We start from the raw sequence: 19,175 nt of genomic DNA, 5'->3' as shown, positions 1-19,175 counted from the left end.
GGATGAACAGCCGAACCATCCGCCGCTGGTCCTTCGTGCATACCTGGACCAGCCTGATCTGCACCCTGTTCCTGCTGATGCTGGCAGTTACTGGCTTGCCGCTGATCTTTCATCACGAGATCGACCACCTGCTGGGCGATGCCCCCGAGCTCAAGGAGATGCCGGCCGACACGCCCAGGCTCGACTTGCAGGAACTGGTGCTCAAGGCCCAGGCCCATCGCCCCGGTGAAGTGATGCAATACTTCGGCTGGGATGAAGACGACCGCAACGGCGTGGTCGCGATCATGGCCGCTACCGCAGGTACCGAGCCGAACTCGTCGCACACCTTCATGCTCGATGCGCGCAGCGGTGAAGCGGTGGAAATGCCTTCGGCCAACGGCGGTTTCATGATGACCATGCTGCGCCTGCACGTGGACATGTTTGCCGGCCTGCCCGGCAAACTGCTGCTGGCGTTCATGGGGCTGTTGTTCGTGGTGGCGATCATCTCTGGCGTGGTGCTCTATGCGCCGTTCATGCGCCGGCTGAAGTTCGCTACGGTGCGCAACGACAAATCCACGCGTCTGCGCTGGCTCGACCTGCACAACCTGATCGGCATCGTCACCCTGACCTGGGCGCTGGTGGTGGGCGTCACCGGGGTGATCAGCGCGCTCTCGGACCTGGTCATCGCCGCCTGGCGCAACGACAGCCTGACGGCGATGGTTGCGCCCTACCGCGATGCACCACCGCTGACCGAACTGGCACCGGTCAGCCGTGTGCTGGATATCGCCGCCGACGCCGCACCGGGCATGCAGCCGGACTTCATCGCCTTCCCCGGTACGCGTTTCTCCAGCGAGCACCACTATGCGGTGTTCATGAAAGGCAGCACCCACCTGACCGCGCACCTGCTGACGCCGGTGCTGATCGACGCGAGCAACCTGCAAGTCACCGCCATCGGCGACCGCCCCTGGTACATGGACGCCATGGGCCTGTCGCAGCCGCTGCACTTTGGTGACTACGGCGGCCGGCCAATGCAGATCCTCTGGGCAGTGCTGGATGTGCTGACCATCATCGTCCTGGGTAGCGGCGTGTACCTTTGGGTGGTGCGCCGGCGGGCCAGCAAGCCGCTGGTTGCGGCGCAGATGGAGACGCTGCAATGAAGCGCAAGACGTCAGGTTTCTGGAGCGTATTCGCCATACCGACAGTCATTGCCCTGCTGGGCGCGCTGGGGCTGTTCGCTGCCCTGCTCGGCGATGGCTGGTGGGATGCGCTGGCCTGGGTAGGGCTGGGGCTGCCGGCTCTTTACAGCCTGCGAGGCTTGGCGAGATAGCTATCGCGGGTCAAGCCCGCTCCCACAGCATGGGTCCTGTAGGAGCGGCGGTGCGACGACTCGACTTGACCCGCGATGCGCTTGATTAGCTCACCAGCTTCGGCAGGCACTCATCCAGCCGCTTGTACAGCGCACTGCCAGCGGGCCAGTTACGCAACAGCCGCGCGCGGTCGCGGGCGAAAGCCTGGGCGAAGCTCATCTGGGTGGCGTGCTGGCACATGGCATCGAGGTCGATCAGCGACCATTGGCCGTCCTGCCAGAACAGGTTGTGGCCTTTCATGTCGCCATGGCTGATGCGCTCGTGGATCAGTTGCCCAAGCAGCTGTTGCAGGGCCTGCAACTGCTCCTCTGGCACCTCGCCAGACTCGACATAAGGCGCAAAACAGGCCAGCAAGTCCGGGCCATCGGCATACTCGGTAACCAGGTAGGCGCGGCTGCGCAAGCCCATGAAACGCAGCTCCTGCACCGCCAGCGGCTTGGGCGTGGCAATGCCGAGAAACTCCAGGCGATGCCCTTCGATCCACGAATGCCAGGCCCGGCTCGGACGCCAGAAGCGCTTGAACCAGTGGGCGGTGTTCTTGATGTTGTAGCGCTTGAGCACCAGCGGCCGGCCATCGACCTCGACTTTCGCGACACTGGCAGCGCCGCCGGTCTTGTACAGGTGGCCCTGGTCGATCAGCGCATCGGCCTGCTCCAGCACTGGCAGCATGGCGGCCACTTCAGTGCGGCGGATCGAACGCAGGCCCGACGGGCCGCGCTCGACGCTGAACAACGTGCACTCGCGCCCGGCCTTGTCGAGGTAGTCCTTCAGGCGCCAGCTGCGCACCTTGTCGATCTGCTTTTGCAGTGCTTCGAGCGGCAAGGCGTGCTCGGCGTTGGCCAGCAGGTAATGCACCAGCAGCTCTTCGATAAAAGGCTCCAGGCGCTTGGGCAACTGGGCGAACAACACCCCGAGGTTGTGTAGCACTTGTTGGCGCGACAGGGGCTGGCCGAGGGTTTCGGCCTTGATCCCGGCGCCATCGATCAGATACAGCTGGCCGTCGTGACGCAGCAGGTTGTCCAGGTGCAGGTCGTCCTGCCACAGGCCCTTGGCGTGCATCTGCGCCACGGCGGTCAGCGCTTCGCCAAGTACCAGGTGCTGTTCATCGGCCAGCGGCGGCAGGGCTTCGACCTGCGCCCAGGCATCGGCCAGGCTTTGCGCGTTTTCGAGAAACTCGAACAGCAGCCAGCCACCCTCGCCTTCGCGCAAGCCATCGGCCAGCAGCAACGGCGTGGTCAGGCCCTGCGCGGCCAGCAGCCGTGCGCCGTCCAACTCGCGTTGAAAATGCCGGGCGGCGCTGCTGCCAACCAGCAACTTGGCCAAAACCGGCTTGCCGCGCCAGATTCCGGCGCCGACGTAACGCTGGCCGGGCAACACCCGCAACAGGCTGAGCAATTGCAGCTCGGCGCTGCCAGCCGCGTCGGCCAGGCTGATGTTCAGCGGCAGGTCCGGGCTGCGCCCGGCATCCTTGAGTTCAGACAAACGCATCAGCGAGCCTCTTTCTCACGGCGGCGGCGCGTCAGGCGCTGCAGCCAGGTATCGACCAGCGGGCTGTCGCTGGGCTGGTCCAGGTAGGACGAGAGCATCACCCGCACTTCGCCTTCGCTCCAGATCGGCGCCCGGCGTAACAGCGGCTCAAGGTCTTTGAGGCGGTCGCGCATGCCCAGCAGCAACGGCCGGGTTTTCTCCAGGTCGATCAGTTGCGCCAACCAGCCGTCGCTGCGGGTGCGCAGGAAGATATGCTTGGGATAAAAGCAGCCATGCACCTGGTTGGCCGCGTGCAGGGTGCGCGCCAGCTGCCCGCAGGCGCGCAGGATGCCCTGGCGCTGGCCGATGTCCAGCTGTGGCCACTGCGCCAGCAGGCTGTCGAGGTCGCTCCACTCATCCAGGGCGCGGGTCATGAGGATCGCCCGGCGCTCGCCTTCAACCTTGCGCTCGCCGTAATAGACCGCCTGCAATGCGGGAATGCCGAGCTTCTGGTAGCGGCTGATATTGCGAAACTCGCGGGCGAAGGTCGGCTCGCCAAACGGCTTGTGCAACGTGCGGGTCAGGTAGTCGCTCTGGCGCTTGAGGTAGTAGCCCTTGCCTTCAAGTTCCAGGCGATAGACGCTGCTCCAGCCGCCACGGCCGGTGTTGGGCTCATCCACCGCATCGAGCTGCAGGGCCCAGAGCTGGTCGAAACCGTTGAGGCCATGGCGCTCTAGCAATGCCTTATCGGCACCGGCAAGAAAATCAGTCATTCGCGTCCCTCGAAAAACGTCACCACATGACGAATGCGGCGCTTGTCCGATTCATTCAGACGCTCGCGCCCGCGGTACTGCAGGTAAAAGCGCAGGCGCTGGGTGTTGGACAAGTGATACTTGGCCACTTTGTCCAGGCACGCCAGGTCTTTGGTGATGCGGTAACGCAGCATGAAGCCCCACCAGAAATCGCCGGTCGGGCAGTCGATGAAGAATAGCGTGGCCTGGTCGTCCACCAGCAGGTTGCGCCACTTCAGGTCGTTATGGGTGAAGTGATGGTCATGCATGATCCGCGTATGGCGGGCCAGCTGACGGCTGATGTGATCGACCCAGGCGCGATCGGCCAGGCGCGCATCGTTGCGCTCGGCCAGGGCCGAAAGGTCTTCGGTGCGCGGCAGCTCGCGGGTGATCATCGCCCCGCGGCCGAACGCCAGGCCATTGCGCTCATGACCGAAGGCGACCACCTCGGCGGTGGGAATGTCCCACTTGGCGAACTGCTTGAGGTTCTGCCATTCAGCCTTGATCCGCGGCCGCCCGAGGTAGCGGCGCAAGCCTTTGCCGGCGCCGGTATAGCGTTTGACGTAATAGTTGACCCCGTCGCGCTCGACCCGGATCACTTCGCTCAGCGGGTCGTGGGTCAGGCGCTCGCCCTTGAGGGCGAATACCGCGTCGATACTGCCAAAATCCGTCGCCAGGGCCTGATACGCAGGCTCCAGTTTCCAACCCGCCATCAGAGCGCGTCTCCGTACCGTTGTTTACGCTCGTAGAGCTTGCGCGCCTTGCCTTCCAGCCAGGCCAGCAGCCCCGCTTCTTCGGCCAGGATCTGGCGTAGCGGCTGCTGGAAGTAGCCCCGCAAAAAGCGCAACTTGTCGCGCCGGGTCAGGCCGATGTCCAGCGCCGAGAAATACAGCGCGGCCAGGTCCTTGTCACGCCAGCGGCGAGAGATTTTCGCCCGGGTCTGGGCGCGGTGCAGGTCGATGACCGACAACTTGAAGTCATCGGCCGTCACCGGCCGGTCGGTGTGCAGCAAGAAGTGGCAGATGTAGCAGTCGCGGTGGTTGACCCCGGCGCGGTGCATCATGCCGGTCATGCGCGCCACTTCAGCGATCAGCGCACGCTTGAGGCGTGGCTGCGGCGGTTGCTTGAGCCAGTCGATGCTGAAGTCTTCAAGGCTGACGGTCGGCGCCAGCTCTTCAGTGACGATAAACGAATGCTGGGTCGCCGGGTTGTCGCCACGTTCGCCATAGGCAACCGCGGTCATGGTCGGCACGCCCACCTGGTGCAGGCGCTGGATAGCCTGCCATTCCTGGCCGGCACCGAGCACCGGCAGCTTGGCGGTGAACAGGTTCTTGAAGATCTCGCCCCAGCCGATGCCGCGGTGAATCTTGACGAAATAGCCACGGCCTTCGACCTCGGTGCGCAGGGTACGGCGGCCTTCCAGCTCGCGGTACACCTCGCCCTGCAAGGCCTCGACGGCCTCGAAGGCATCACGCCCGGCCCACAGGCGCTTGAACGGCTCAGCCAATATCAGTTTCATGCGCGCTCCTGCGCCAGGATCACGTCGGCGGCATGCTCGGGCATGCTGTAGAGGTCGGCGGTATCGGCAAATGCCAGGCCATTGCGCGCCCAGTCGACGCGGGCCGAGCCGTCTTCGAGCATGCGTTGCAGGTAGCGATTGAGCTGCTCCTGCGCGAACGGCTCATCGAGCACCAGGCCGCTGTCGGCCTCGGCGATGTAATGGGCATAGCCGCACACGGCCGAGACCAGCACCGGCAGCCCGGCGACCAGTGCTTCAAGCAGCACAGTGCCGGTGTTCTCGTTGTAGGCCGGGTGAATCAGCAGGTCGGCGCCGAGCAGAAAACGCGGAATATCGCTGCGGCCCTTGAGGAACTGCACCTGGTCGGTCAGGCCGAGGGTCGCGCTTTGCAGTTGAAACACTTTTGGGTCGTCCTGGCCGATAACCATCAGCCGCGTGCGCTTGCGCAAGGCCGACGGCAAGGCGGCCAGGGCCTTGAGGCTGCGGTCGACGCCCTTGGTCTTGAAGCCCGAACCGATCTGCACCAGCAGCAGCTGATCGTCTTTCAGGTCGAATTCGCGGCGGAACTCGGCGCGGATCTCGGCGGCATTGGCCGGCGCCCGGCGATCCTGGCTGATGCCGGGTGGCAGCAGGTGGAAGCGCTCGATCGGCGTGTCGTAGTGTTTGATGAACAGCGGCTGCTGGACTTCGGAGATCATCAGGATCTCGGTCTTGGCGTCCTTGGCGAACACCGCCCGCTCGTATTCAGCGAAATGCCGGTAACGGCCCCAACGCCGATACAGCGAATTACGCAGGGTCTGCGCCTTGTCTTCGAAGCAGCCGTCGGCAGCAAAGTAGACATCCAGCCCGGGCATCTTGTTGAAGCCGATCAGGCGATCGACCGGGCGCTTGGCCAGATCCGCTTGCATCCAGGCACTGAGCTTCTCGTTACGCCGGTGGTTGAACAGCGCCTTGACCGGCGCCACCAGCACCTCGAAGCCCTCGGGCACGTCACCTTCCCAGATCAGCGTATAGACGCGGATCTGATGACCGCGACGCTGGCACTCCAGGGCAATGCGCATGAAGTCGCGCTGCAGGCCACCGAAGGGGAAATACTTGTACAGAACAAAAGCCAGTTGCATCAACGAACATCCTCAGCCAGCAGCAACGCGCGCAATTGGCTCGCCACACGCTCGGGATTCAGGCGAGTGAAGCACAGCGGCCACTCGCGTTTGAGATCGAACCGGCGCTGGTCATCAGCGCTCGGCTTGTAGGTACATTTTTTCTGCAGGCACGGCGCGCAGGCAAAATCGCTGGCGATGTGCACCTGGGACTTGCCATAGGCCCCGGTCAGCCCCGGGTTGGTCGGCCCGAACAGCGACAGGGTCGGCACATCCAGCGCCGCCGCCAGGTGACCAAGGCCGGTGTCCACGGCAATGCAGGCCTTGGCCGCCGCCAGCACCCGGGCGACACCCACCAGGTTGAGCTTGGGCAGTACCTGACAGTTGGCCAGGCCCTTGGCGATGCGCTCGGCACGCGCCTGTTCGGCCGGGTTGCCCCACGGCAAGCGTACCTGCAGGCCTTGCTGGCCAAGGCGTTCGGCCAACTGGCGCCAGTAGGCTTCCGGCCAGTGCTTGGTTGCCCAGGTGGTGCCGTGCAGGAACACCACGAACGGCGCCGCCGGCGGCAACTGCAGGCGGTTCAGGTCCAGGCCGTAATCACCCAGGCCTGCTGGCAGGTTGTAGCCCAGCGCCAGGGCAAACAACTGGCGTACCCGCTCTACCGCATGCTGGCCGCGCTCGACCGACAAACGCCGGTCGTAGAAGCGGCTGGACAGCCCTTCACGGGCCGAGTAACGGTCCATGCCGGCCACCGGCGCCTTGACGTAACGGGTCAGCCAGGCCGACTTGACCAGGCCTTGGGCGTCGATCACCAAATCGTACTTGCGCTCGCGCAGACGCTGCTTGAACTGGCGCCATTCGCCGCTCTTGAAGGTCTGCCAGAGGTTCTTGCGCCAGCGACGGATGGCCACCGGGATGATCGTGTCGACTGCCGGGTGCCAGCTGGGGATCTCGGCGAAGCCTTCTTCCACCACCCAGTCGAAGCGGATGCCGGGGATCGCCCGGGCAGCGTCGGTCAGCGCCGGCAGCGCGTGGATCACATCGCCCAGGGACGAGGTCTTGATCAGCAGTACCCGCACTTAGTCGACCTCGGCCATGACGTCGATCAGGCTCGGGCCGTTCAGGCGCTGCAACGCAGCTTCCACGGCTTCCGGTTCCAGCTGACGCAAGCAGTTGTAATGGCCGAAGCGACAGGTACGGTCGAAGCATGGGCTGCACTCCAGGCCCAGGCGCACCACCTCGACCTGATCGGCCAAGGGTGGGGTAAAGCCCGGCGAGGTCGAACCGTAGACCGCCACCAGCGGGCGGTTCAGCGCCGCCGCCACGTGCATCAGCCCGGAATCGTTGGACACCACCGCATCGCTGCACGACAGCAGGTCGATGGCCTCGGCCAGCGAGGTTTCGCCGCTGAGGTTGGTTGCTTCTTCACGCAGGCCCGGGATCAGCCGCGCACGAATGGCCTCGCCGACCGCGTGGTCGTTCTTCGAGCCGAACAACCAGACCTGCCAGCCTTCGCGGATCTTGGTCTCGGCGACCTTGGCGTAATGCTCCGACGGCCAGCGCTTGGCTTCGCCGAACTCGGCACCGGGGCACAGTGCCAACACCGGGCGATCCAGGCTCAGGCCGAACTTGGCCAGGGCGGCGTCGCGGCTCGGCGCTTCGATCTGCAGGCTCGGGCGCGGGTACGGCTGCGGCAACTCGGCGCCGGCCGGGTAGGCCAGGGCCATGAAGCGCTCGATCATCAGCGGGTACTTGGCCTTGTCGAGCTTGCGCACGTCGTTGAGCAGGCCGAAACGCAGCTCGCCGCGCCAGCCGGTACGCTTGGGGATGCCGGCAAAGAACGGCACCAGCGCCGATTTCAGCGAGTTGGGCAGCAGGATCGCCTGGTCGTACTGGCCGGCCAGGGACTTGCCGATACGCCGGCGCGTGGCAAGCTCCAGCGCGCCGTGGCCGAGCGGGAAGCTCAAGGCCTGGCGCACTTCAGGCATGCGCTCGAGGATCGGCCGGCTCCACTCGGGCGCCAGCACATCGATCACACATTCCGGGTGACGCTGCTTCAGGCACTGGAACAGGGTCTGCGCCATTACCATGTCGCCCACCCAGCTGGGGCCAATGATCAAAATTCTCATGCTTTATCCAGAAACGATCAGGGAGGCTGCAAACTGTTCGCAAACAGCCTGGCCTCCCCTCTTTATATTCAGGCTATATGTCGACCAGTGTACGCCACTCGGGCTGTACTGTGGTCGTGGCAGGCGTCCTGGTGCCTGAACCGCCTGGCCGATGGCTCAACTCAAACCCAGCTGCGACCAGATCCGCCGCACCTCCTGGCGCTCCTGGACGAACTGCCCGGCATCGATTACCCCGGCCTGCTTTTGCAGGGCCTGGCGGTGCGCGGCGGAACGGAACGCCTTGTACACCTCGCGCAGCAGCACGGCATCGCTGGCGGGCATCAGCCCGGCCTGCTCAAGCTCTTCGAGGATGCGGATGTTGTCGGTCCAGCGCAGCAGTGCCGGATGGTCGTGAGACCAGGCCAAAGCGGCGTATTGCACCATAAATTCGATATCGACGATACCACCGGCATCCTGCTTGATATCGAAGGGCACGCCGGCCTCGAAAGCATTGGCCGCAGTCCCGGCGGCGCTGAGCTTGGTGCCGAGGTTATCGCGCATCTTGGCGCGCATCTCGCAGACCTCGGCCTGCAACTTGGGCAGGTCGCGGGCCTGGCCAAGGATGCGCGCGCGCACCGCCTCGAACGCCGTGCCCACCTGCGGGCAACCGACCAGCACCCGGGCGCGGACCAGGGCTTGGTGCTCCCAGGTCCAGGCTTCGTTCTGCTGGTAACGCTCGAAGGCGCCCAGGGAGCTGACCAGCAACCCCGACGCACCCGAAGGTCGCAGGCGCATGTCCACATCGTAGAGTTGCCCGGAGTTGGTCTGGGTGGTCAGCAGGTGAATGATGCGCTGGCCCAGGCGGGTAAAGAACTGCGCGCTGTCGATCGGCTTGGCGCCATCGGTTTCGGCCTGCGGGTCGCCGTCGTGGATGAACACCAGGTCCAGGTCCGAGCCGTGGCCCAGCTCGATGCCGCCAACCTTGCCGTAGCCGACAATAATGAAGCCCGGGTCGCACAGGCTGCCGTCGCTGCGCTTGGGCTGGCCGTGACGGCTGACCGTCTGGCGCCAGGCCAGGGCCAGCACCTGGTTGAGAATCGCCTCGGCCAGCCAGGTCAGGTAGTCGCTGACTTTCATCAACGGCAGGTTGCCGGCGATTTCTGAAGCGGCCACGCGCAGGCTGTGGGCCAGTTTGAAGTGGCGCAGGGCTTCCATTTGCTGCTCGAGGTCGTCCTCGGGGATGCGCGTCAGCCGCTCGCGCAGTTCGGCGGCCAGTTCCGGGGCCTGCGGCGGGCTGAACAGGCGGCCTTCATTAAGCAGTTCATCGAGCAGCAGCGGGAAGCGGGTGATCTGCTCGGCGATCCATGGGCTGGCGGCGCACAGGGTCAGCAGGCGGCGCAGGGCGCCGGGGTTTTCGGTGAGCAGCACCAGGTAGGCCGAACGCCGGGCTACCGCTTCGACCAGCGGCAACACCCGTTCCAGCACCAGGTCCGGGTCGGCGTGCTCCACCGCCTGGGCCAGCAGGCGCGGAATAAAGGCATCCAGACGTTCACGCCCCAGGCGCTGCATGGCCCGCAACTGCGGGCTGACACGCAAGCCGGCGAGTTGCTTGAGGGCTTTTTGCGGGTCGGCAAAACCGGCGTCCTGCAGCTGACGGCAGGCGGCCTCTTCATTCTGGGCTTCTTCCCACAGCGGCAGCCATTCGCCGCCGACAATCACTTCGCCTTCTTCATTCTCGTCTTCATCCGGATCGGCAATCACCTGGCGAAAGTGCCAGTCGATGCGCCCACGCCAGTGCATCAGTTGGGCATGGAAGCTCGGCCAGTCGGCAAAGCCAAGCATGAAGGCGATGCGCGCGCGGTCCAGCTCATCGTCTGGGAGCATCTGGGTCTGGCGGTCGGCAATCGCCTGGATCGCGTGTTCGGTATAGCGCAGGAATTCATAGCCTTCGCGCAGCTCGGCAATCACCGCCGGCGGCAGGTAACCCTGGCCTTCGAGGGTCGACAGCACTTTGAGCAACGGCCGCTGCTGCAGGCTCAGGTCGCGCCCGCCGTGAATCAACTGGAAGGCCTGGGCAATAAATTCGACTTCGCGGATGCCGCCGGCACCCAGCTTGATATTCTCGGCCATGCCCTTGCGCCGCACTTCCTGCTGGATGAGCTGCTTCATGGTGCGCAGCGCTTCGATCGCCGAGAAGTCCAGGTAACGCCGGTAAACGAAGGGCCGCAGCAGGTCCAGCAACTGCGCGCCGGCCACCTGGTCACCGGCCACCACCCGCGCCTTGATCATCGCGTAGCGTTCCCAGTCGCGGCCCTGGTCCTGGTAGTACTGCTCCAGAGCATTGAAGCTGAGCACCAGGGCGCCGGCCGAGCCGTACGGGCGCAGGCGCATGTCGACACGAAATACAAAGCCGTCGACGGTGATCGGGTCGAGGGCCTTGATCAGCCGCTGGCCCAGGCGGGTGAAGAACTCCTGGTTGTCCAGCGAGCGCTTGACCCCTTCGGTCTCGCCACCTTCGGGAAAGGCGAAAATCAGGTCGATGTCCGACGACAGGTTCAGCTCCACCGCGCCGAGCTTGCCCATGCCCAGCACCACCATGTGCTGCGGCTCACCGCTGCGATGGCCGATCGGCGTGCCGAACTGCTGGCAATGGCGCGGGTACAGCCAGTTGTAGGCCTGGTCTATACAGGCGTCGGCAAGGTCGGACAGGTCGCGGCAGGTCTGCACCAGGTCGGCCTGGCGAGTCAGGTCGCGCCAGATGATCCGCACCTGCTGGCGGCTGCGCTGGCGGCGCAGGTTGCGCGCCAGTTCGTCCTCGCTCTCGGCGGCCTGGCTGGCGGCAGCGATCTGCGCGCACAACTGGCCCGCGGCAAAGGCCCGGTCGAGCTCGCCACTGGCGGCCAGATCGACCAGCATCGCCGGGTCGCGCAGCACCTGTTCAAGGGCAAAATCACTGGCCGCGCTCACCCGGGCGAACTGCGCCCAGCGTTCGGCGCTCCAGTCAGCAACAGACAGTTCTGGCTGCAGGGCGACAGCCGCACGAAACGATTGCTCGTTACGGCTGACCAAGGCAGTGAGGGTGGCCGGCAGTTCGGCCAGCAAAGGCAGGCTCATGGTCTATCCTTGATCGGCGAGAAAAGATTGGCGAGTGGGAGCGGGCTTGCCCCGCGATTGGGCTTTTTCAGGAAAATCGCTTCGCGGGGCAAGCCCGCTCCTACCGACCACTGCTGGACTGTCGTACAAAAGTTAGAAATAGCTGTAAAAACTGATTTTCTGGCAGAAACCATCGCAGCAAACCTTTTCTTAACTTGTTTTTAACCACCGGTATCGATTTTTCCCACAACCCGAACTGCGGCCACGAGCCATTTTTGTGTAGTTTTACTACTGCCCGATCACTTCAAAAGCATGAAATGGTGATTCATTTGTAGTAAAACTACACAACGCCGGTACACTCTCCGGTAATCCAAGAATTTTATGTCGTCTGCCCAAAAGGCCAGTCGCAAACTCAGGCAACCGATTCTGGAAGCCTTTCCGCCCTGGAGCAAGCCATGCAAGACCTCGATCCCGTCGAAACCCAGGAATGGCTGGACGCCCTGGAGTCGGTTCTCGACAAAGAAGGCGAAGACCGCGCTCACTACCTGATGACCCGTATGGGCGAGCTGGCCACCCGTAGTGGCTCTCAGCTGCCATATGCCATCACCACGCCATACCGCAACACTATCCCCGTTACCCACGAAGCACGCATGCCTGGCGACCTGTTCATGGAACGCCGCATTCGCTCGTTGGTCCGTTGGAACGCGCTGGCCATGGTGATGCGCACCAACCTGAAAGACTCGGACCTGGGCGGCCACATTTCGAGCTTCGCCTCCAGTGCCACCCTGTACGACATCGGCTTCAACTACTTCTTCCAGGCTCCGACCGAAGAACACGGCGGCGACCTGATCTTCTTCCAGGGCCACGCCTCGCCTGGCGTCTACGCCCGCGCCTTCATGGAAGGCCGCATCAGCGAAGACCAGATGAACAACTTCCGCCAGGAAGTCGATGGCAAGGGCCTGTCTTCGTACCCGCACCCATGGCTGATGCCTGACTTCTGGCAGTTCCCGACCGTTTCCATGGGTCTGGGCCCGATCCAGGCGATCTACCAGGCACGCTTCATGAAGTACCTGGAAAGCCGCGGCTACATCCCTGCAGGCAAGCAGAAAGTCTGGTGCTTCATGGGCGACGGCGAGTGCGACGAGCCGGAATCCCTGGGCGCAATCTCGCTGGCTGGCCGCGAGAAGCTCGACAACCTGATCTTCGTCATCAACTGCAACCTACAGCGCCTCGACGGCCCGGTTCGCGGCAACGGCAAGATCATCCAGGAACTCGAAGGCGTGTTCCGTGGTGGTGGCTGGAACGTCAACAAAGTGGTCTGGGGCCGTTTCTGGGACCCACTGCTGGCCAAGGACGTCGACGGTATCCTGCAGCGTCGCATGGACGAAGTCATCGACGGCGAGTACCAGAACTACAAGGCCAAGGACGGCGCGTTCGTCCGTGAGCACTTCTTCAACACCCCAGAACTCAAGGCCATGGTCGCCGACCTGTCTGACGACGAGATCTGGAAGCTCAACCGTGGCGGCCACGACCCGTACAAGGTCTATGCGGCCTACCACCAGGCGGTCAACCACAAAGAGCAACCGACCGTCATCCTGGCCAAGACCATCAAGGGTTACGGCACCGGTGCTGGCGAAGCCAAGAACACCGCGCACAACACCAAGAAGGTCGACGTCGACAGCCTGCGTCACTTCCGCGATCGTTTCGACATCCCGGTCAAGGACGAAGAGCTGGAAAACCTGCCGTTCTTCAAGCCTGAAGAAGGCAGCGCCGAAGCCCGTTACCTGGCCGAGCGCCGCAGCGCCCTGGGTGGCTTCGTGCCGCAGCGCCGCGCCAAGAGCTTCAGCATCCCGACCCCGCCACTGGAAACCCTGAAGGCGATCCTCGACGGCTCGGGCGACCGTGAAATCTCCACCACCATGGCCTTCGTGCGGATCCTCGCGCAACTGGTCAAGGACAAGGAAATCGGCCAGCGCATCGTCCCGATCATCCCGGACGAAGCCCGTACCTTCGGTATGGAAGGCATGTTCCGCCAGCTGGGCATCTACTCGTCCGTCGGCCAGCTCTACGAGCCAGTCGATAAAGACCAGGTGATGTTCTACCGCGAAGACAAAAAGGGCCAGATCCTCGAAGAAGGCATCAACGAAGCAGGCGCCATGTCCTCCTTCATCGCTGCCGGTACTTCGTACTCGAACCACAACCAGCCGATGCTGCCGTTCTACATCTTCTACTCGATGTTCGGCTTCCAGCGTATCGGCGACCTGGCCTGGGCCGCTGGCGACAGCCGCACCCGTGGCTTCCTGATCGGCGGTACCGCCGGCCGTACCACCCTCAACGGTGAAGGCCTGCAGCACGAAGACGGTCACAGCCACATGCTGGCCGCGACCATCCCGAACTGCCGCACCTATGATCCGACCTACGGCTACGAGCTGGCGGTGATCATCCAGGACGGCATGAAGAAGATGACCGAAGAACAACAGGACGTCTTCTACTACATCACCGTGATGAACGAGTCCTACCAGCAGCCTGCCATCCCGGCCGGTGTCGAGGAAGGCATCATCAAGGGCATGTACCTGCTCGAGGAAGACACCCGCGAAGCGGCGCACCACGTTCAGTTGCTGGGCTCCGGCACCATCCTGCGTGAAGTTCGCGAAGCGGCGAAGATCCTGCGTGAAGAGTTCAACGTTGGCGCCGACGTCTGGAGCGTTACCAGCTTCAACGAACTGCGTCGCGACGGCCTGGCCGTAGAGCGCAGCAACCGCCTCAAGCCTGGTCAGAAACCTCAGGTTACCTACGTCGAAGAGTGCCTGGCTGGCCGTAAGGGCCCGGTCATTGCCTCCACCGACTACATGAAGCTGTTCGCCGAGCAGATTCGCCAGTGGGTTCCGAGCAAAGAGTTCAAAGTCCTGGGTACCGATGGCTTCGGTCGCAGCGACAGCCGCAAGAAGCTGCGTCACTTCTTCGAAGTCGACCGCCACTTCGTGGTGCTGGCTGCCCTGGAAGCCTTGGCTGACCGTGGCGATATCGAACCGAAGGTCGTGGCTGAAGCCATCACCAAGTTCGGCATCGACCCGGACAAACGCAACCCACTGGACTGCTGAGGAGTATTTTTAAGTGAGCGAACTCATTCGCGTACCTGACATCGGCAGCGGTGAAGGTGAAGTCATCGAGCTGTTCGTCAAAGTTGGCGACCGTATTGAAGCCGACCAGAGCATCCTGACCCTGGAATCGGACAAGGCGAGCATGGAAATCCCTGCTCCCAAGGCCGGCGTGGTCAAGAGCCTGAAGGTCAAGCTGGGCGACCGTCTGAAAGAAGGCGACGAACTGCTGGAGCTGGAAGTCGAGGGCGCCGCTGCTGCGGCCTCGGCGGCTACCGCCCCTGCCGCAGCGCCTGCTGGCGAAGAAAAACCTGCTGCTGCCCCGGCCCCGGCGGCCCCGGCCGCGGCACCGGCTGCCGCAACCGTCCAGGACATTCATGTTCCGGACATCGGCTCCTCGGGCAAGGCCAAGATCATCGAGCTGCTGGTCAAGGTCGGCGACAGCGTCGAAGCCGACCAGTCGCTGATCACCCTGGAATCGGACAAAGCCTCGATGGAAATCCCGTCACCGGCTGCCGGCGTGGTGGAAAGCATCGGCGTCAAGCTTGAAGACGAAGTCGGCACTGGCGACTTCATCCTCAAGCTCAAGGTCCAGGGCGCTGCTGCCCCGGCGCCAGCGCCTGCCGCTGCTGCCCCGGCCGCCAAGGCTGAAGCCGCACCTGCTGCTGCACCTGCTCCGGCTGCCAAAGCCGAGGCCGCAGCGGCGCCTGCCGCTGCCCCTGCACCAAGCGGTGCCAAGGTTCACGCCGGCCCTGCCGTGCGTCAGCTGGCCCGTGAGTTCGGCGTCGAACTGAGCGCGGTTGCCGCCAGCGGCCCGCACGGTCGTGTGCTCAAGGAAGACGTGCAGGTTTACGTCAAGGCCATGATGCAGAAGGCCAAGGAAGCTCCAGCCGCCGGTGCCACCGGTGGTGCTGGCATCCCGCCGATCCCGGAAGTCGATTTCAGCCGCTTCGGCGAAATCGAAGAAGTGCCGATGACCCGCCTGATGCAAGTTGGCGCCACCAACCTGCACCGCAGCTGGCTGAACGTGCCGCACGTGACCCAGTTCGACAGCGCCGACATCACCGAGCTGGAAGCTTTCCGCGTAGCCCAGAAGGCCGTGGCCGAGAAGGCTGGCGTCAAGCTGACCGTGCTACCACTGCTGCTCAAGGCGTGCGCGCACCTGCTCAAGGAACTGCCGGACTTCAACAGCTCGCTGGCCCCGAGCGGCAAGGCGATCATCCGCAAGAAGTACGTCAACGTCGGCTTCGCGGTGGATACCCCGGACGGCCTGCTGGTCCCTGTGATCAAGAACGTCGACCAGAAGAGCCTGCTGCAACTGGCTGGCGAAGCGGCGGCCCTGGCAGAAAAAGCCCGGACCAAGAAGCTTTCGGCCGACGACATGCAAGGCGCCTGCTTCACCATTTCCAGCCTCGGCCACATTGGCGGCACCGGCTTCACGCCGATCGTCAACGCGCCGGAAGTGGCGATCCTCGGTGTCTCCAAGGCAACCATCCAGCCAGTCTGGGACGGTAAAGCCTTCCAGCCGAAGCTGATGCTGCCGCTGTCGCTGTCCTACGATCACCGCGTGATCAACGGTGCTGCTGCTGCGCGCTTCACCAAGCGCCTGGGCGACCTGCTGACCGACATCCGCACCATGCTGTTGTAATTGCTGTTTCCTGTCTCCCCTGCCGGGGAGACAGGCTCCCTTTTCGAGCTGCCACGCTCGTACCTCAACCCCGTCATTTTGGCGGGGCTTTTTTTATCTGCTGGAAAGGTCCTGTGGAAGTGGGCTGAGCCCGCGATGCGCTGTGTCCGACTTAAGATTCCTACGCCAATGCCGACACAGTTAGTACGGAGGTCTCTGTATCGCTTGTCAGCCTCAAGCGCATGATGCAACCTTGCCGACACGCGTAGTAGCAGATTGCTCTATTTGCGCGAACAGCCTTCTTGAAGCGAGCTCTCGATGAAAAGCCAACCTGATGCCGCCAGCCGTATGGTGGCCGAGGTCGTGACGCAGTTGCCCGTGCCCTCGCGGCTCGGGATGCTGCGTTTCGAGCGGCTGAACGAGGCGAGCTGGGCGCTGCTCTATCTGGACCCTGGTTGCGAACGGCAATTTGGCCTGGCCGCCGTCGAACTCTGCGCCCTGGTCGGCTCGCCCTACGCCAGCCTGATGGAGCCCGAAGCGCGCTACAAACTGCACGACGCCATCCAGCTGCAACTGGCCCAGCGCCCGCATTACCTGGTGCGCTACACCCTGCACACCGGCCAGGGCCCGCTGCACCTGCTGGAGCTGGGCGAAGCCTACAAGCAGCACAACCGCCAGCTGCTGCGCGGTTACCTGATGGTCCTCGACAGCCAGCCGGGAGATACCCCGGACCTGTCGGCCGCCGACCTCGAAACCCGCAACAGTCGCCTGCAGATCGCCCTGCAGCTCAACCAGCGGGCCCAGCAGGAACAGCTCGAGCACCTGGAGCGGGTGCGCGCCCAGCAGGACCTGATCCTGCACCTGGCGCGCCATCGCTACAGCGCCAGCAACTCGCTGCTCGAAGCCGCCGAGCTGATCACCCGCAGTGCCTGCGAGATCTACAAGATCGACTGCGCAAGCATCTGGTACCTGGAAGAGCAGCAACTGCAGCCGATTTCGGCGTTCTACCGTTCGACCCAGGAATACCGCCTGCCCGAGCCCATCGACGCCAGCCGTTTTCCCGACTACCTTGAAGCGCTGCACACCAGCCGCGCCATCGACGCCCACAACGCCACCCACGACCCGCGCACCCGCGACATGGCCGAGAGCCTGCGCCCACGCGATATCAACGCCATGCTCGATGCCAGTATCCGCATCGATGGCCAGGTGGTCGGGGTGCTGTGCCTGGAGCAGACCGGCTCGGCGCGGGCCTGGCAAACCGATGAGATCGCCTTTGCTGGCGAGCTGGCCGACCAGTTCGCCCAGGTCATCAACAACCACAACCGGCGCACCGCGACCAATGCCCTGCACCTGTTCCAGCGCGCCGTCGAGCAAAGCGCCAACGCCTTCTTGCTGGTCAACCGCGACGGTGTGGTCGAGTACGTCAACCCAAGCTTTACCGCCATCACCCAGTACAGCACCGATGAAGTCCACGGCCACCGCCTGTCGGAGCTGCCGGCGCTGGAAAACCTCAGCGAGCTGCTGTTCGACGCGCCGTCGAGCCTGGCCATGGGCAACAGCTGGCAAGGCGAGTTCAAGAGCCGGCGCAAGAACCTCGAGCCCTACTGGGGCCAGCTGTCGATTTCCAAGGTGTTCGGCGACAATCGCGAACTGACCCACTATATCGGCATCTACGAAGACATCACCCAGAGCAAGCTGGCCCAGCAGCGCATCGAGCGCCTGGCCTACACCGACAACCTGACCAGCCTGGGCAACCGCCCGGCGTTCATCCGCAACCTCGACGAGCGCTTCGCCCGTGACAGCGACAGCCCGATCAGCCTGCTGCTGGTGGACATCGACAACTTCAAGCGGATCAACGACAGCCTCGGCCACCAGACCGGCGACAAGCTGCTGATCAGCCTGGCCCGGCGCCTGCGCAACAGCCTGAGCCCCGGCGGCAGTCTGGCGCGCTTTGCCAGTAACGAATTCGCCGTGCTGCTCGAAGACACCGACCTTGAAAGCGGCCAGCAGGTGGCCCAGCAACTGCTGCGCACCCTCGACAAACCGATGTTCGTCGACAACCAGCTGATCAACGTCACCGGCTCCGTGGGCCTGGCCTGCGCGCCGCTGCACGGGCGCGACCCGCAGACGCTGATGAAGAACGCAGGCCTTGCCCTGCACAAGGCCAAAGCCAACGGCAAGCACCAGGTCCAGGTGTTCACCGAAGCGCTCAATGCCGAGGCCAGCTACAAGCTGTTCGTCGAGAACAACCTTCGCCGCGCCCTGACCCAGAACGAGCTGGACGTGTTCTACCAGCCCAAGCTGTGCCTGCGCAGCGGCCGCCTGCTGGGCCTGGAAGCGCTGCTGCGCTGGAACCACCCGGAAAAGGGCATGATTCGCCCCGACCAGTTCATCAGCGTCGCCGAAGAGACCGGGCTGATCATCCCCATCGGCAAGTGGATCGCCCGCCAGGCCTGCCGCATGAGCCAGACGCTGCGCCTGGAGGGCCTGGGCAACCTGCAGGTGGCGATCAACCTCTCGCCCAAGCAGTTTTCCGACCCGGACCTGGTCGCCTCGATCGCCAATATCCTCAAGGAAGAAGCCCTGCCCCCGCACCTGCTGGAGCTGGAGCTGACCGAGGGCCTGCTGCTGGAAGCCACCGAAGACACTCACCGCCAGCTCGACCAGCTCAAGCAACTGGGCCTGACCCTGGCCATGGACGACTTTGGCACCGGCTATTCGTCGTTGAGCTACCTGAAGAAATTCCCGATCGACATCATCAAGATCGATCGCAGCTTCATCCACGAAATCCCCGACAACCAGGACGACATGGAGATTACCTCGGCGGTGGTGGCCATGGCCCACAATCTCAAGCTCAAGGTGGTGGCCGAAGGCATCGAGACCGCCGAGCAGCTGGCCTTCCTGCGTCGCCACCGCTGCGATGTCGGCCAGGGCTACCTGTTCGACCGGCCGATTCCGGGCAGCGAGCTGATCACCAAACTCAAACGCTATCCGCGTGGCCCTATCGCCTGACAGCGGCGCTTGTC

13 protein-coding genes are annotated in these 19,175 nt (G+C 63.9%); 5 read left to right on the top strand and 8 right to left on the bottom strand.

The annotated features are described in order from the left end of the window. The first annotated feature begins 2 nt into the window (after positions 1-2). Both UB48_RS17035 and UB48_RS28010 read left to right on the top strand, forming a co-directional pair. Positions 3-1,136 carry a PepSY domain-containing protein gene (locus tag UB48_RS17035; protein WP_045199179.1) on the top strand — a complete coding sequence of 378 codons (1,134 nt, stop codon included), beginning with the start codon at positions 3-5 and terminating at the stop codon, positions 1,134-1,136. After that, entirely contained in the window at positions 1,133-1,306 is a 174-nt protein-coding gene (locus tag UB48_RS28010) for a hypothetical protein (RefSeq protein WP_176794207.1), read from the top strand. The genes UB48_RS17035 and UB48_RS28010 overlap by 4 nt, the downstream gene beginning before the upstream one ends. An 85-nt stretch (positions 1,307-1,391) precedes the next feature. Here the strand turns inward: UB48_RS28010 and UB48_RS17030 are convergent, their stop codons facing one another. The 8 genes from UB48_RS17030 to glnE all read right to left on the bottom strand — a co-directional run bounded on the left by UB48_RS17030 (position 1,392) and on the right by glnE (position 11,445). Continuing rightward, positions 1,392-2,834, bottom strand: coding sequence for a lipopolysaccharide kinase InaA family protein (locus UB48_RS17030; RefSeq protein WP_045199177.1), 1,443 nt, complete (start codon positions 2,832-2,834; stop codon positions 1,392-1,394). Beyond that, on the bottom strand, positions 2,834-3,586 hold the full coding sequence (locus UB48_RS17025; RefSeq protein ID WP_045199175.1) for a lipopolysaccharide kinase InaA family protein: 753 nt from the start codon (positions 3,584-3,586) through the stop codon (positions 2,834-2,836). The genes UB48_RS17030 and UB48_RS17025 overlap by 1 nt, the downstream gene beginning before the upstream one ends. Next, positions 3,583-4,317, bottom strand: a complete 735-nt coding sequence (locus UB48_RS17020; RefSeq protein WP_045199173.1) for a lipopolysaccharide kinase InaA family protein — start codon at positions 4,315-4,317, stop codon at positions 3,583-3,585. Before UB48_RS17020 ends, UB48_RS17025 begins: the two co-directional genes overlap by 4 nt. After that, positions 4,317-5,123, bottom strand: coding sequence for a lipopolysaccharide core heptose(I) kinase RfaP (rfaP, locus tag UB48_RS17015; RefSeq protein WP_045199171.1), 807 nt, complete (start codon positions 5,121-5,123; stop codon positions 4,317-4,319). Before rfaP ends, UB48_RS17020 begins: the two co-directional genes overlap by 1 nt. Next, complete coding sequence (locus UB48_RS17010; RefSeq protein WP_045199170.1) at positions 5,120-6,244, bottom strand: glycosyltransferase family 4 protein; 1,125 nt, start codon at positions 6,242-6,244, stop codon at positions 5,120-5,122. The genes rfaP and UB48_RS17010 overlap by 4 nt, the downstream gene beginning before the upstream one ends. Next, positions 6,244-7,302: a lipopolysaccharide heptosyltransferase I gene (gene waaC / locus UB48_RS17005; RefSeq protein WP_045199168.1), complete on the bottom strand. Its 1,059-nt coding sequence runs from the start codon at positions 7,300-7,302 to the stop codon at positions 6,244-6,246. Before waaC ends, UB48_RS17010 begins: the two co-directional genes overlap by 1 nt. Beyond that, the gene (gene waaF / locus UB48_RS17000; protein WP_045199166.1) at positions 7,303-8,352 is read right to left on the bottom strand and encodes a lipopolysaccharide heptosyltransferase II; all 1,050 of its coding nucleotides are present in this window, start codon (positions 8,350-8,352) and stop codon (positions 7,303-7,305) included. 156 nt (positions 8,353-8,508) lie between these two features. Beyond that, positions 8,509-11,445: a bifunctional [glutamate--ammonia ligase]-adenylyl-L-tyrosine phosphorylase/[glutamate--ammonia-ligase] adenylyltransferase gene (glnE, locus tag UB48_RS16995; protein WP_045199165.1), complete on the bottom strand. Its 2,937-nt coding sequence runs from the start codon at positions 11,443-11,445 to the stop codon at positions 8,509-8,511. Between the two features lie 434 nt (positions 11,446-11,879). On the opposite strand from glnE, the gene aceE reads away from it, so the two are divergent. From aceE to UB48_RS16980, 3 genes are all read left to right on the top strand, one after another. Further along, complete coding sequence (gene aceE / locus UB48_RS16990) at positions 11,880-14,525, top strand: pyruvate dehydrogenase (acetyl-transferring), homodimeric type (RefSeq protein ID WP_045199161.1); 2,646 nt, start codon at positions 11,880-11,882, stop codon at positions 14,523-14,525. 13 nt (positions 14,526-14,538) lie between these two features. Next, a complete protein-coding gene (gene aceF / locus UB48_RS16985) occupies positions 14,539-16,170 on the top strand; it encodes a dihydrolipoyllysine-residue acetyltransferase (protein ID WP_045199159.1) in 1,632 nt (543 codons plus the stop codon). Positions 16,171-16,467: 297 nt separating this feature from the next. Further along, a complete protein-coding gene (locus UB48_RS16980) occupies positions 16,468-19,161 on the top strand; it encodes a bifunctional diguanylate cyclase/phosphodiesterase (RefSeq protein ID WP_045199157.1) in 2,694 nt (897 codons plus the stop codon). Positions 19,162-19,175: the final 14 nt, after the last annotated feature.

Origin of the sequence: Pseudomonas sp. 2(2015), assembly GCF_000955865.1 — a bacterium.
Classification (GTDB): Bacteria; Pseudomonadota; Gammaproteobacteria; order Pseudomonadales; family Pseudomonadaceae; genus Aquipseudomonas.
This window is presented reverse-complemented; position numbering and strand designations above follow the sequence as displayed.

What these genes read in the sequence shown, in the direction of transcription:
- UB48_RS17035 (WP_045199179.1), top strand. Translation starts at nt 3, where the DNA reads ATGAACAGCCGAACCATCCGCCGCTGGTCCTTCGTGCATACCTGGACC.
- UB48_RS28010 (WP_176794207.1), top strand. Translation starts at nt 1,133, where the DNA reads ATGAAGCGCAAGACGTCAGGTTTCTGGAGCGTATTCGCCATACCGACA.
- UB48_RS17030 (WP_045199177.1), bottom strand. Translation starts at nt 2,834, where the DNA reads ATGCGTTTGTCTGAACTCAAGGATGCCGGGCGCAGCCCGGACCTGCCG.
- UB48_RS17025 (WP_045199175.1), bottom strand. Translation starts at nt 3,586, where the DNA reads ATGACTGATTTTCTTGCCGGTGCCGATAAGGCATTGCTAGAGCGCCAT.
- UB48_RS17020 (WP_045199173.1), bottom strand. Translation starts at nt 4,317, where the DNA reads ATGGCGGGTTGGAAACTGGAGCCTGCGTATCAGGCCCTGGCGACGGAT.
- rfaP (WP_045199171.1), bottom strand. Translation starts at nt 5,123, where the DNA reads ATGAAACTGATATTGGCTGAGCCGTTCAAGCGCCTGTGGGCCGGGCGT.
- UB48_RS17010 (WP_045199170.1), bottom strand. Translation starts at nt 6,244, where the DNA reads ATGCAACTGGCTTTTGTTCTGTACAAGTATTTCCCCTTCGGTGGCCTG.
- waaF (WP_045199166.1), bottom strand. Translation starts at nt 8,352, where the DNA reads ATGAGAATTTTGATCATTGGCCCCAGCTGGGTGGGCGACATGGTAATG.
- glnE (WP_045199165.1), bottom strand. Translation starts at nt 11,445, where the DNA reads ATGAGCCTGCCTTTGCTGGCCGAACTGCCGGCCACCCTCACTGCCTTG.
- aceE (WP_045199161.1), top strand. Translation starts at nt 11,880, where the DNA reads ATGCAAGACCTCGATCCCGTCGAAACCCAGGAATGGCTGGACGCCCTG.
- UB48_RS16980 (WP_045199157.1), top strand. Translation starts at nt 16,468, where the DNA reads ATGAAAAGCCAACCTGATGCCGCCAGCCGTATGGTGGCCGAGGTCGTG.